A 13,903-nucleotide genomic window follows, 5' to 3' on the forward strand; every position below is an offset into this window, starting at 1 on the left:
TCTCGCACTTTCCGGGACCTCGAATTCTCCGGACCGTTCGTGAGTTGAATTCACTTTCACGTGGAGGGGTTGCGGAATGGATGACGACGGCGAGGGCGACGACGACCTCGCATACGAAACCCCCACCATCCCGGCCCGTACCGCTTTCCGCCGCTTCTGGCCTCTCACCAAGGGCCTGCGCGGCAGACTCGTCGCCGTCTGGGTGTGCACGGTGCTCGCCGCGCTCGCCGAGACCGAGGCCATCCTGCTCTTCGCCGAACTCACCGACCACGCCCTGCGACAGGGCTCGCTGGCCGCGTTCTGGCGGCCGGCCGCGGAGTGGCTGGGCGTCGCGACGGCCGGCGCGCTCGTCGCGTACACCGGCAACTCGCTGGCCGCCTGGCTCACCGAACGCTTCGTGATGCGGCTGCGCGAGCAGGTCTTCGACCATGTGCAGCAGCTGCCGCCGCACTTCTTCCAGCGCCACCGCCAGGGCGATCTGCTGTCCCGGCTCACGGGGGACATCGAGGCCATCGAGACGATGGTGGTGTCCGGCCTGGTGGGCGCCGCCTCCGCCGTCTTCAGCGCCCTCTTCTACGCGGCCGCCGCGTTCTGGCTGCGCTGGGACCTGGCCGCCGCCACCTTCGTCCTGGCCCCGCTGTTCTGGCTGGCCGCGCGCCGCTTCGCGGGCTCCATCAAGTCCGTCGCACGCGAGGGGCGGGTCGCCGACGGCGCGATCACCTCCGTCGTGGAGGAGTCGCTCGGCAACATCGTCCTCACCCAGGCGTACGACCGCCGGGACGCCGAGCGCCGGCGGCTGCACGAGGAGGCGAGCGCCTGGTTCCGGGCCTCCGTCCGCGCGACACGGCTCAACGAGGCGTACGAACAGGTCGTGCAGGTCATCGAGACGGTGTGCGTGCTCACCGTGATCGGCGTCGGCGCGTGGGAGATCTCCACCGGCCGCATGACCCTCGGCCAGCTCCTCGCCTTCGCCGCGTTCCTCGGCTACCTCTACCCGCCCGTACGGGGTCTGGCCCAGCTCGGTCTCACCGTCACCGCGGCCACCGCGGGCGCCGAGCGGCTGATCGAGATCCTCGACGCACGGCCCGCGGTCGGCGACCCCCGCCGCGCCTCCGACACCGGCCGGCCGGACGGCGTGGTCGAGGTACGGGACGTCTCCTTCCGCTACCCGGGCGCGGACACCGCCGCCCTGGAGAGCCTGTCCTTCACCGTCCGCCCCGGCGAGCTGGTGATCGTCACCGGCCCGAGCGGCGCGGGCAAGTCCACGGTCTCCAAACTCCTGCTCCGCTTCTACGACCCCGACGCCGGCTCGGTCAGCCTGGACGGCGTGCCCCTGCGGGACTTCCCGCTGGCCCGGCTGCGGGAGTACGTCACGCTGCTGCCCCAGGAGACGCTGGTCCTGCACGACACGGTCCGCGCGAACATCGCCTGCGGCCGGGCCGGCGCGAGCGACCGGGCGATCGAGGACGCGGCGCGGGCCGCCGACGCGCACGAGTTCATCATGCGGCTGCCCGACCGCTACGACACCCGGATCGACCCCAACTCGGCCCGCCTGTCCGGCGGTCAGCTCCAGCGCCTCGCGATCGCCCGGGCCATCCTGCGGGACGCGCCCGTCCTCGTCCTCGACGAACCGACGACCGGCCTGGACGCGATGGCCGCCCGCCGGGTGGTGAAACCACTGCGCCGACTGATGGCCGGCCGTACGACGATCATGATCACCCATGACCTGAACCTCGCCCCCGACGCCGACCGCATCCTGGTCGTCGACCGGGGCCGCGTCGTCGAGACCGGCCGCCACGACGAACTCCTCGCGCACTGCGGCGCGTACGCCCGGCTGCACCGCTCCCAGAACAACGCGGCCATGGACACGGGAGAGCTGCGACTGCCGCTGTTCGTGGAGGGCGGGCAGTGGTCTGCGCCTGTCCCTGGGCCTGTGGCTGTTCCTGGGCCTGCGGCTGTTCCTGGGCCTGCGGCTGTTCCTGCGTCTGCGCAGGGCTGGTACCAGCCGTCCGTGCCGGCACAGGGCTGGGAGTACCAGCCTGTTCCGGTGGAGGGCTGGGTGCAGCAGCCTGTTCCGGTGGAGGGCTGGGTGCAGCAGCCCACCGGCCACCCCGCCGCGTTCCCCGACGGCCGCCCCCTGTTCCGCGACGAGGCGCCGACGGGGCCCTGGGACGGGGCCTGACGGAGCGCGGGGCGGGGAGACGCGAGGGTGAGGCGAGGGTGAGGCGAGGGCGGTGCAAGGGCGAGGGAAGGGCGAGGCGAGGGGCACGCGAGGGCGACCGGAACGGTGACCGGGGCCGGACCCCCACCACCACACTCCTCCCGTAGGACAGTGGCAAAAGGGGTTCACACACCTGACGAAGTCCATTACCGTGGACTGAGTCGTACAGTGAGATGAACGAACCCCTGCCGAGTCCCCCGGAAGGTCCCGTGAGCACCCCCAGCGCCAGCCCGACGGCCGTCCCCGTGGCGGACCCCGCACCGACCCCGTCCGGTGCCCCGCCGCGCCGGGGTGCCCTCGGCCCGGTGGGACTGGTGCTCGCCGGCGGGGTCTCCGTGCAGTTCGGCGGCGCGCTCGCCGTGACCCTGATGCCGCGGACCGGTGCGCTGGGTGTGGTCACCCTGCGTCTGCTGGCGGCCGCGATCGTGCTGATGGTGGTCTGCCGGCCCCGCCTGCGCGGCCACTCCCGCGCGGACTGGGGAACCGTCGTCGTCTTCGGCGCCACCATGGCCGCGATGAACGGCCTGTTCTACCAGTCCATCGCCCGCATCCCGCTCGGCGCCGCCGTCACCCTGGAGGTGCTCGGCCCGCTGGCCCTCTCGGTCCTGGCCTCCCGGCGCGCGGTCAACGCGGTGTGGGCCGGACTGGCGCTCGCCGGTGTCTTCCTCCTCGGCGGCGGAGGCTTCAGCGACCTCGACCCCATAGGTGTCGCTTTCGCCCTGGGGGCCGGCGCCATGTGGGCGACCTATATCGTCTTCAGCGCGCGCACGGGCCGCCGCTTCCCGCAGGCCGACGGACTCGCGCTGGCCATGGCTGTGGCGGCCCTGCTCTTCCTGCCGCTGGGCCTGGTGGAGTCGGGCTCCAGGCTGTTCGACCCGACGACGCTCGCGCTGGGTTCGGCGGTGGCGCTGCTCTCCTCCGTCCTGCCCTACACGCTGGAACTCCTCGCCCTGCGCCGCCTTCCCGCCTCCACCTTCGCGATCCTCATGAGCCTGGAACCGGCGATCGCCGCGACGGCCGGTTTCCTCATCCTGGACCAGTCCCTCTCCACCCTCCAGTCCCTGGCGATCGCCCTGGTCATCACCGCGAGCATGGGCGCGGTCCGCACCCAGGTGGGCCGCGGGCGGGTCAAAAGGGCGAAGGACCTGACGGACCACTGACATACCGGACCGCCCGCGCACCGGACCGCCCGCGCACCGGACCGCCCGCGCACCGGACCGCCCGCGCACCGGGCCGCCCGCGCGAAGGCCGCCGACTCGGAGGATCGCGCGTGCGGGTTCGTTGACGCGGAGGCTCGCTGGCGCGGAGGATCGTCCCGGCCAGGGGCTCACCGAAATTCATGCAAGCACGCTTGATTGTTTCATTCCCCGCTGCCATGCTCCCCCCATCGTCCCGCACACCGCCGTGCCCCAGGGAGCGCACCGTGTCCGATCCGACGCCCGTGTTCGACGATCTGTGTGAGGAGAGCGAGGGACTGGACCGGCTCGTGGCCGGGCTCGGCTCCGAGCAGTGGTCCCTCGCCACCCCCGCGCCCGGCTGGAGCATCGCCCACCAGATCGCCCATCTCGCCTGGACCGACCGCTCCGCGCTGCTGGCCGTCACGGACGAGGACGGGTTCCGCGCGATGGTCGAGAAGGCGCTCGCCGCGCCGGACTCGTTCGTCGACGAGGGGGCCGAGGAGGGCGCCCGGCTGTCACCCGCCGAGCTGCTGGTGCGCTGGCGGGCCGGTCGCACCGCGCTGGACGCCGCCCTGCGCGCGGCCCCGCCCGGCGCCCGTTTCCCCTGGTACGGGCCGTCCATGTCGGCCGCCTCCATGGCCACGGGCCGTCTTATGGAGACCTGGGCCCACGGCCAGGACGTGGCGGACACACTGCACATGGTCCGCACCCATGGAGACCGCCTTCGGCATGTGGTCCGCATCGGGGTGCGGGCCCGGGACTTCGCCTTCCTCGTGCACGGTCTGACCGCGCCCGCCGAGGAGTTCCGCGTCGAGCTCACCGGGCCCTCGGGGGACGTGTGGGCGTACGGTCCCGAGGACGCCGCCCAGCGCGTCACCGGCTCCGCCCTCGACTTCTGTCTCCTGGCCACCCAGCGGGCCCACCGCGCCGACGTCGCCCTGCGTGCCGTCGGCCCCGACGCCGACCGCTGGCTGGACATCGCGCAGGCCTTCGCGGGCCCGCCCGGCCCCGGCCGCCCGCCGAAGGAGGCCGGCCGGTGACCCTCCGCATAGGCAACGCCTCCGGGTTCTACGGCGACCGCTTCGACGCGATGCGCGAGATGCTCACCGGCGGCGAACTGGACGTCCTGACCGGCGACTACCTCGCCGAGCTGACCATGCTCATCCTGGGCCGCGACCGCCTGAAGGACCCCGGCGCCGGATACGCCCGCACCTTCCTGCGGCAGCTGGAGGAGTGCCTGGGCCTGGCGCACGACCGGGGCGTACGGATCGTCACCAACGCCGGCGGCCTCAACCCCGCCGGACTCGCCGGCGCCGTACGGGAGCTGGCCGCCCGGCTCGGCATCCCCGTGCGGGTCGCGCACGTCGAGGGCGACGACCTGACCGGCGCCCACCCGGGCAGTCTCGCCGCGCACGCCTATCTCGGCGGCCACGGCATCGCGGCCTGTCTCAGGGCGGGCGCCGAGGTGGTGATCACCGGGCGGGTCACGGACGCCGCCCTGGTCAGCGGCCCGGCCGCCGCCCACTTCGGCTGGGGCCCGGAGGCGTACGACCGGCTCGCGGGTGCCGTCGTCGCCGGGCACGTGCTGGAGTGCGGGGCGCAGGCCACCGGCGGCAACTACGCGTTCTTCGCCGGCCAGGAACCGGGGCGGCTCCACCGCCCCGGCTTCCCGCTCGCCGAGCTCCACGAGGACGGCACCGCCGTCATCACCAAGCACCCCGGCACCGGCGGCCTGGTCGACGTCGGCACGGTGACGGCGCAGCTGCTGTACGAGACCGGCGGCGCCCGGTACGCGGGCCCCGACGTCACCGCCCGCCTCGACACCGTGCGCCTCACCCAGGACGGCCCCGACCGGGTGCGGATCGAGGGCGTACGGGGAGAGCCCCCGCCGCCGGAGCTCAAGGTCGGCCGCAACCGGCTCGGCGGCTTCCGCAACGAGGTCACCTTCGTGCTGACCGGCCTCGACATCGAGGCGAAGGCCGCGCTCGTCCGGGCCCAGATGACGGACGCGCTCGCCAAGTCGCCGCCGGCGCGGGCGCGGTGGGACCTCGTGCGCACCGACCGGCCCGACGCCCCGACCGAGGAGACGGCGAGCGCCCTGCTGCGGCTCGTCGTGCGGGACCAGGACCCGGAGGCGGTGGGCCGGACGTTCAGCGGGGCCGCCGTCGAACTCGCGCTGGCCAGCTACCCCGGCTTCCATGTGCTGGCACCACCTGGAAAGGGCGCACCCTATGGGGTCTTCGAGGATGTGTACGTCCCCCATGGGGCCGTAGACCATGTGGCCGTCCTCCACGATGGACGCCGGGCCCCTGTGCCCCCGGCCCAGGACACCCTCGTACTGGAAGAAGCGCCGCAGCCGCCCCTGCCCGAGCCGCCCGCGCCTGCGGCGGCGACCCGCAGGGCGCCGCTGGGCCGCGTCGCCGGGGCCCGCAGCGGCGACAAGGGCGGCAACGCCAACGTCGGCGTGTGGGCCCGCACCGACGACGCCTGGCGGTGGCTCGCCCACACCCTGACCGTCGGCCTGTTCCGCGAACTCCTGCCGGAGACAGCCGGGTTGCCGGTCACCCGGCACGTCCTGCCGGACCTCCGCGCCCTGAACTTCGTCGTCGAGGGCATCCTCGGCGAGGGCGTCGCCGCCCAGCACCGTTTCGACCCGCAGGCCAAGGCCCTCGGCGAATGGCTGCGCTCCCGCCACCTGGACATTCCGGAGGCTCTCCTGTGACGGTCATCGCGTCCGCCCTCGACACCGGCGGCCCCGACCACCGCGCGAACCGCGACACCATGCTCGCCCGGCTCGCCGACCTCGACACCGAACACGCCAAGGCCCTCGCGGGCGGCGGCGACACGTACGCCGAGCGGCACCGCGAGCGCGGCAAGCTCCTCGTCCGCGAGCGCGTCGAACTGCTCCTGGACCCCGACACGCCGTTCCTGGAGCTTTCCCCGCTGGCGGCCTGGGGCAGCGACTACGCGGTGGGTGCCTCGCTCGTCACCGGCATCGGGGTCGTCGAGGGCGTGGAGTGCCTGATCACCGCCAACGACCCGACCGTGCGCGGCGGCGCCAGCAACCCGTGGAGCCTGAAGAAGGCGCTGCGGGCCAACGACATCGCGCTCGCCAACCGGCTGCCCTGCATCAGCCTCGTCGAGTCCGGCGGGGCGGACCTGCCCTCGCAGAAGGAGATCTTCATTCCGGGCGGCGCCGTCTTCCGCGACCTGACCCGGCTGTCCGCCGCCGGCATCCCGACCGTCGCCGTCGTCTTCGGGAACTCGACCGCGGGCGGCGCCTACGTCCCCGGCATGTCCGACCACGTGATCATGGTCAAGGAGCGGGCGAAGGTGTTCCTCGGCGGGCCGCCGCTGGTGAAGATGGCCACCGGGGAGGAGAGTGACGACGAGTCGCTCGGCGGCGCCGAGATGCACGCGCGCGTGTCCGGCCTCGCGGACCACTTCGCCGTCGACGAACCGGACGCCCTGCGTCAGGCCCGGCGGGTGGTCGCCCGCCTCAACCACCGCAAGGCGTACCCCGACCCGGGCCCGGCGGCACCCCCGAAGTACGACGCGGAGGAACTGCTCGGCATCGTCCCCGGGGACCTGAGGACGCCCTTCGACCCGCGCGAGGTGATCGCCCGGATCGTCGACGCCTCCGACTTCGACGAGTTCAAGCCGCTGTACGGCAGCAGCCTCGCCACCGGCTGGGCGACCCTCCACGGCTACCCGGTCGGCATCCTCGCCAACGCGCAGGGCGTGCTGTTCAGCCAGGAGTCGCAGAAGGCGGCCCAGTTCATCCAGCTCGCCAACCAGCGGGACATCCCCCTGCTGTTCCTGCACAACACCACCGGCTACATGGTCGGCAGGGAGTACGAGCAGGGCGGCATCATCAAACACGGCGCGATGATGATCAACGCGGTGAGCAACAGCCGGGTGCCGCACCTGTCCGTCCTCATGGGCGCGTCCTACGGCGCCGGGCACTACGGCATGTGCGGCCGCGCCTACGACCCCCGCTTCCTGTTCGCCTGGCCGAGCGCCAAGTCCGCCGTCATGGGCCCGCAGCAGCTCGCCGGCGTCCTGTCGATCGTCGCCCGGCAGTCGGCGTCCGCGAAGGGCCGGCCCTACGACGAGGACGCGGACGCCGCCCTGCGCGCCATGGTGGAGCAGCAGATCGAGTCCGAGTCCCTGCCGATGTTCCTGTCCGGGCGGCTGTACGACGACGGCGTCATCGACCCGCGCGACACCCGTACCGTCCTCGGCCTGTGCCTGTCCGCCATCCACACGGCGCCCTACGAGGGTGCGCGCGGTGGCTTCGGCGTCTTCCGGATGTGAGGGGCCCACGTTGATCACCACTGTCCTCGTCGCCAACCGGGGCGAGATCGCCTGCCGGATCTTCCGCACCTGCCGCGAGCTGGGCATCCGTACCGTCGCCGTGCACTCCGACGCCGACGAGAACGCGCTGCACACGCGCACGGCGGACGCGGCGGTACGGCTGCCGGGAGCGTCGCCCGCCGAGACGTATCTGCGCGCCGACCTGATCGTGAAGGCGGCCGTCGCCGCCGGCGCGGACGCGGTCCACCCCGGCTACGGCTTCCTGTCCGAGAACGCCGGCTTCGCGCGCGCCGTCACGGACGCCGGCCTGGTGTGGATCGGGCCGCCGCCCGAAGCCATCGAGGCGATGGCGTCCAAGACACGCGCCAAGGAACTGATGGGCCTGGCCCCCCTCACCGACGTCACCGAGGCCGACCTGCCGGTCCTGGTGAAGGCGGCCGCGGGCGGCGGCGGACGCGGCATGCGGGTCGTCCGCGAACTCGCCGACCTGGACGCCGGACTGGCCGCCGCGCGCGCCGAGGCGACGAGCGCCTTCGGCGACGGCGAGGTCTTCGTCGAGCCCTACCTGGAGGACGGCCGTCACGTCGAGGTGCAGATCCTCGCCGACACGCACGGCACGGTCTGGGCCCTCGGCACCCGCGACTGCTCCCTCCAGCGACGCCACCAGAAGGTGATCGAGGAGGCCCCGGCGCCCGGCCTGACACCCGAACTCACCGAGGAACTCCACGCGATGGCCGTACGCGCCGCGAGCGCCGTCGACTACGAGGGCGCCGGCACCGTCGAGTTCCTCGTCTCCGCCGACGGCAGAGCCCACTTCCTGGAGATGAACACCCGCCTCCAGGTCGAACACCCCGTCACGGAAGCCGTGTTCGGCATCGACCTGGTCGCCGCACAGATCCGGGTCGCCGAGGGCCACGCCCTGGAGAGCGAACCACCGCGCGCGCGGGGCCACGCCGTCGAGGCCCGCCTCTACGCCGAGGACCCGGCGAACGAGTGGACCCCGCAGACCGGCACCCTGCACCGGCTCGCCGTCCCGGACGTCCGCCTGGACACCGGCTACACCGGCGGCGACACCATCGGCGTCCACTACGACGCCATGCTCGCCAAGGCCGTCGCCCACGCACCCACACGCGCGGAGGCCGTCCGCCGGCTCGCGACCGCCCTCGAACGGGCCGCCGTGCACGGCCCGCCCACCAACCGCGACCTCCTCGTCCGCTCCCTGCGGCACGAGGAGTTCACCACCGCCCGCATGGACACCGGCTTCTACGACCGCCACCTCGCGGAGCTGACCACTCCCGTCCCCGACCCGTACGCCCCGACGGCCGCCGCGCTCGCCGACGCCCACGGCCGCTCCCGGTTCGGCGGCTGGCGCAACCTGCCGTCCGCCCCGCAGACCAGGCGCTACGCCATGGCCGGCGAGGAACACGAGGTCCGCTACCGCCACACCCGCACCGGCCCGAGCGTCGACGGGGCCCGGGTCGTGCACGCCGACGCCCGCCTCGTCGTCCTCGAAGTGGACGGCGTACAGCGCAGGTTCGAGGTCGCGCGGTACGGCGACGACCAGGTGTACGTCAACGCCACCGCCCTCACCGCCCTGCCCCGCTTCCCCGACCCGGCCGCCCAGCTCGCCCCCGGGTCCCTGCTGGCCCCCATGCCCGGCACGGTCGTCAGGATCGCCGAAGGACTGACCGCGGGAGCCGCCGTACAGGCCGGGGACCCCCTGATCTGGCTGGAGGCGATGAAGATGGAACACCGGATCACCGCCCCGGCCACCGGCACCCTGAGCGCCCTGCACGCCGTACCCGGCCAACAGGTCGAGGTCGGCATGCTGCTGGCCGTCGTACAGGCCACCTAGTGCCGCGACCGGCGAACGTTGCCTGCCGCGGCACCGGGGACGCGGGAACTCGCGCGACCGGCCACACCGATACCCGCATGTCCCGGACTTCCCGACCCTCCCCCCGAGGAGCCCCATGACCACCCTCGTAGAACCCGAAGAGCACAAGGCCCTGCGCTCCGCCGTGTCCGCCCTCGGCAACCGCTACGGCCGCGCGTACATGGCCAAGGTCATCGCCGACGGCCGCCACCCCGACGAACTCTGGTCGGAGGCGGCCAAGCTGGGCTACCTCGGCGTCAACCTCCCCGAGGAGTACGGCGGTGGCGGCGGCGGCATCGCCGAACTGTCCATCGTCCTGGAGGAACTCGGCGCGGCCGGCTGCCCCCTGCTGATGCTCGTCGTCTCACCCGCCATCTGCGGCACCGTCATCGCCCGCTTCGGCACCGAGGAGCAGAAGCGCGCCTGGCTGCCGGGCCTCGCCGACGGCACCCGCACCATGGCCTTCGGCATCACCGAACCCGACGCGGGCTCCAACAGCCACCGCATCACCACCACCGCCCGCCGCGACCCGGACAGCGGGGAGTGGCTGCTCACCGGCCGCAAGGTGTACATCTCCGGCGTCGACATCGCCGACGCCACCCTGATAGTCGGCCGCACCGAGGACGCCCGCACCGGCCGCCTCAAGCCCTGCCTGTTCATCGTCCCGCGCGACGCCGACGGGTTCGTCAGGCGCCCCATCGACATGGAACTGCACGGCGCCGAGAAGCAGTTCGAGCTGACCCTCGACGACGTACGGCTGCCCGCCGGCGCGCTCGTCGGCGACGAGGACGCCGGCCTCCTGCAGCTCTTCGCCGGCCTCAACCCCGAACGCGTCATGACCGCCGCGTTCGCGATCGGCATGGGACGCTACGCGCTGACCCGCGCCGTCCGCTACGCCCGCGAACGCACCGTCTGGAACGCCCCCATCGGCTCCCACCAGGCCATCGCCCACCCGCTCGCCCAGGCCCACATCGACCTCGAACTCGCCCGCCTGATGACGCGGAAGGCCGCCCACCTCTACGACGCCGGCGACGACGCGGGCGCCGGCGAGGCCGCCAACATGGCCAAGTACGCCGCCGGAGAAGCCTGCGTGAAGGCCGTCGACCAGTCCGTGCACACCCTCGGCGGAAACGGACTCACCCGCGAGTACGGACTCGCCTCCCTGATAACGGCCTCCCGAGTGGCTCGTATCGCACCGGTGAGCCGGGAGATGATTCTCAACTACGTCTCCCACCAGACCCTGGGCCTGCCCAAGTCGTACTGATCAGCACACCGCCGTGCCAGTCGCGCCAGGAGGAACCGTGTTCCGCAGCGAGTACGCAGACGTCACCCCCGTCGACCTGCCCATCCACGAAGCGGTACTCGGCCGGGCCGCCGAGTTCGGTGACGCGCCGGCGCTGATCGACGGCACCGACGGAACCACCCTCACCTACGACCAACTCGACCGCTTCCACCGGCGGATCGCGGCGGCACTCGCCGAGGCGGGCGTCCGCAAGGGGGACGTCCTCGCCCTGCACAGCCCCAACACGGTCGCCTTCCCCACCGCGTTCTACGCCGCCACCCGCGCCGGCGCCTCGGTCACCACCGTGCATCCGCTCGCCACGGCGGAGGAGTTCGCCAAACAGCTCCGCGACTCCGCGGCCCGCTGGATCGTCACCGTCTCCCCGCTCCTGGAGACCGCGCGCCGGGCCGCCGAACTCGCCGGCGGCGTCCAGGAGATCTTCGTCTGCGACAGCGCCCCCGGACACCGCTCGCTCATCGACATGCTGGCCTCGACGGCCCCCGAACCACAGGTCGCCGTCGACCCCGCCGGGGACGTCGCCGTCCTCCCGTACTCCTCGGGCACCACCGGCACCGCCAAGGGCGTCATGCTCACCCACCGGCAGATCGCCACCAACCTCGCCCAGCTCGAACAGGCCATGTCCGCCGGCCCCGGCGACCGCATCCTCGCCGTCCTGCCCTTCTTCCACATCTACGGCCTCACCGCCCTGATGAACGCGCCCCTGCGCCTGGGCGCCACGGTCGTCGTCCTGCCGCGCTTCGAACTGGAGACGTTCCTCGCCGCCATCCAGAACCACCGCATCACCGGCCTGTACGTCGCCCCGCCGATCGTCCTCGCCCTGGCCAAGCACCCGGCCGTCGCCCAGTACGACCTGTCCTCACTGAAGTACGTCGTCAGCGCCGCCGCCCCCCTGGACGCCGGACTCGCCGCCGCCTGTTCCCGGCGGCTCGGCCTGCCACCCGTCGGCCAGGCGTACGGCATGACGGAACTGTCGCCCGGCACCCACGTCGTCCCCCTCGACGCCATGCACCACGCGCCCCCCGGCACGGTCGGCAAACTCATCGCCGGCACCGAGATGCGCATCGTCTCCCTCGACGACCCCGGCAAGGACCTCGGCACCGGCGAACCCGGCGAGATCCTCATCCGCGGCCCCCAGGTCATGAAGGGCTACCTCGGCCGGCCCGACGCCACCGCCGCGATGATCGACCCCGACGGCTGGCTGCACACCGGCGACGTCGGCCACGTCGACGCCGGAGGCTGGCTGTTCGTCGTGGACCGCGTCAAGGAACTCATCAAGTACAAGGGCTTCCAGGTCGCCCCCGCCGAACTCGAGGCCCTCCTGCTCACCCACCCCGGCATAGCCGACGCCGCCGTCGTCGGCACCTACAACGACCAGGGCAACGAGGTCCCGCACGCCTACGTCGTCCGCCAGCCCGCCGCCGCCCTCTCCGAGGGAGAGGTCATGATGTACGTCGCCGAACGCGTCGCCCCCTACAAACGCGTCCGGCAGGTCACCTTCGTCGCCGGCGTGCCACGCGCCGCCTCCGGCAAGATCCTGCGCCGGCAGCTCAGGGAACCCGGGGAGAGCTCATGACGTCGATCGGACGCACCCACGCGCGAGCCGTCGAGACCCTCAGCCTCGACTCGCCGGCCAACCGCAACGCCCTCTCGGCCGCCCTCGTCGCCGAACTCGCCGACGCGCTGGCCGACGCCGCCGAGGACAGCGCCGTACGCGCGATCGTCCTCACCCACACCGGCAACACCTTCTGCGCCGGTGCCGACCTGCGCGATCCGCCGCCCGCGGACGCCCTGACCGGCCTCCTCCGGCAGATCGTCGAGCTGCCCAAACCGGTCGTCGCCCGGGTCACCGGACACGTCCGCGCGGGCGGCCTCGGCCTGCTGGGCGCCTGCGACATCGCCGCCGCCTCCACGGCGGCAAGCTTCGCCTTCACCGAGGTCCGCATCGGAGTCGCCCCCGCCGTGATCTCCCTGCCCCTCCTGCCCCGCACCGACCCGCGCGCACTCGCCCGCTACTACCTCACCGGCGAACGCTTCGACGCCGCCGAGGCGGCCCGCGTCGGCCTGCTCACCCTCGCCGGCGACGACGTCGACGCCGTACTGGAACCCGTCCTGGACGGCCTGCGCCGGTCCGCGCCCCAGGCCCTGGCCGAGACGAAGGCACTGCTCACCGCTAAGGTGCTGGAAGGCTTCGCCCGGGACGCGGACGCGCTGGCCGGCCTGTCCGCCCGGCTGTTCGCCTCCGCCGACGCCCGCGCGGGCATGACGGCCTTCCTCGAACGACGGGACCCCCCATGGGTGGTGTGAGCACAGCCGAACGCGACCGCGCCCCCAAGCAGGACCGCAGCCGCGCCACCCGCCGCAGGCTCCTGGAAGCCGCCGTGGCCTGCCTCGCCGAACACGGCTGGGCGGGCTCCACCGTCTCCGTCGTCGCCGAACGCGCCGGCGTGTCCCGCGGCGCCGCCCAGCACCACTTCCCGACCCGCGAGGACCTCTTCACCGCCGCCGTCGAGTACGTCGCGGAGGAACGCTCCACCGCCCTGCGCGCCCTCTTCCCCGAGGGCGCCGGCGACGACCGGCGCGCTGTCGTCAGCGCCCTCGTCGACCTCTACACCGGGCCGCTCTTCCGCGCCGCCCTGCACCTGTGGGTCGCCGCCTCCTACGAGGAACAGCTGCGCTCCAGGGTCACCGAGCTGGAGGCGCGCGTCGGCCGCGAGACCCACCGCATCGCCGTCGACCTCCTCGGCGCCGACGAGACCCGCCCCGGCACGCGCGAAACCGTCCAGGGCCTCCTGGACATGGCCCGCGGCCTCGGCCTCGCCAACCTCCTCACCGACGACGCGGGCCGGCGGGAGCGGGTCGTGGCCCAGTGGGGCGCCCTGCTGGACGAGGTACTGCACTGATGGACGAGGTACTGCACTGAGCGGTCCCGGCACCCTCCGGGACCGAGCCGGCCCTCAAGGACCGAGCCGGGGCTCCGGGACCGAGCCGGCCCTCCGGGACCGAGCCGGGGG

The 13,903-nt window shown here is 73.3% G+C and carries 10 protein-coding genes; all 10 read left to right on the forward strand.

Translation table 11 applies throughout. From position 1 onward, the window contains the following. Nucleotides 1-76 precede the first annotated feature (76 nt). The 10 genes from AC07AZ_RS12490 to AC07AZ_RS12535 all read left to right on the forward strand — a co-directional run bounded on the left by AC07AZ_RS12490 (nucleotide 77) and on the right by AC07AZ_RS12535 (nucleotide 13,792). A complete protein-coding gene (locus AC07AZ_RS12490; RefSeq protein ID WP_478846668.1) occupies nucleotides 77-2,182 on the forward strand; it encodes an ABC transporter ATP-binding protein in 2,106 nt (701 codons plus the stop codon). 248 nt (nucleotides 2,183-2,430) lie between these two features. Continuing rightward, nucleotides 2,431-3,381, forward strand: coding sequence for an EamA family transporter (locus tag AC07AZ_RS12495; RefSeq protein ID WP_478846670.1), 951 nt, complete (start codon nucleotides 2,431-2,433; stop codon nucleotides 3,379-3,381). Nucleotides 3,382-3,644: 263 nt separating this feature from the next. Continuing rightward, nucleotides 3,645-4,439: a TIGR03084 family metal-binding protein gene (locus AC07AZ_RS12500; protein ID WP_478846672.1), complete on the forward strand. Its 795-nt coding sequence runs from the start codon at nucleotides 3,645-3,647 to the stop codon at nucleotides 4,437-4,439. A gap of 50 nt (nucleotides 4,440-4,489) precedes the next feature. Then, a complete protein-coding gene (locus AC07AZ_RS12505; RefSeq protein ID WP_478846899.1) occupies nucleotides 4,490-6,121 on the forward strand; it encodes an acyclic terpene utilization AtuA family protein in 1,632 nt (543 codons plus the stop codon). Then, on the forward strand, nucleotides 6,118-7,716 hold the full coding sequence (locus AC07AZ_RS12510) for an acyl-CoA carboxylase subunit beta (RefSeq protein WP_478846674.1): 1,599 nt from the start codon (nucleotides 6,118-6,120) through the stop codon (nucleotides 7,714-7,716). The genes AC07AZ_RS12505 and AC07AZ_RS12510 overlap by 4 nt, the downstream gene beginning before the upstream one ends. Before the next feature lie 10 nt (nucleotides 7,717-7,726). Further along, complete coding sequence (locus AC07AZ_RS12515) at nucleotides 7,727-9,571, forward strand: acetyl/propionyl/methylcrotonyl-CoA carboxylase subunit alpha (RefSeq protein WP_478846676.1); 1,845 nt, start codon at nucleotides 7,727-7,729, stop codon at nucleotides 9,569-9,571. 115 nt (nucleotides 9,572-9,686) lie between these two features. Continuing rightward, the gene (locus AC07AZ_RS12520; RefSeq protein ID WP_478846678.1) at nucleotides 9,687-10,853 is read left to right on the forward strand and encodes an acyl-CoA dehydrogenase family protein; all 1,167 of its coding nucleotides are present in this window, start codon (nucleotides 9,687-9,689) and stop codon (nucleotides 10,851-10,853) included. 37 nt (nucleotides 10,854-10,890) lie between these two features. Further along, nucleotides 10,891-12,465 carry a 4-coumarate--CoA ligase family protein gene (locus tag AC07AZ_RS12525; RefSeq protein WP_478846680.1) on the forward strand — a complete coding sequence of 525 codons (1,575 nt, stop codon included), beginning with the start codon at nucleotides 10,891-10,893 and terminating at the stop codon, nucleotides 12,463-12,465. Further along, nucleotides 12,462-13,196, forward strand: coding sequence for an enoyl-CoA hydratase family protein (locus tag AC07AZ_RS12530; protein ID WP_478846682.1), 735 nt, complete (start codon nucleotides 12,462-12,464; stop codon nucleotides 13,194-13,196). Before AC07AZ_RS12525 ends, AC07AZ_RS12530 begins: the two co-directional genes overlap by 4 nt. Further along, entirely contained in the window at nucleotides 13,184-13,792 is a 609-nt protein-coding gene (locus AC07AZ_RS12535; protein ID WP_478846684.1) for a TetR/AcrR family transcriptional regulator, read from the forward strand. The genes AC07AZ_RS12530 and AC07AZ_RS12535 overlap by 13 nt, the downstream gene beginning before the upstream one ends. The last annotated feature ends 111 nt before the right edge of the window (nucleotides 13,793-13,903 follow it).

This window comes from Streptomyces sp. NPDC043878 (assembly GCF_056435735.1).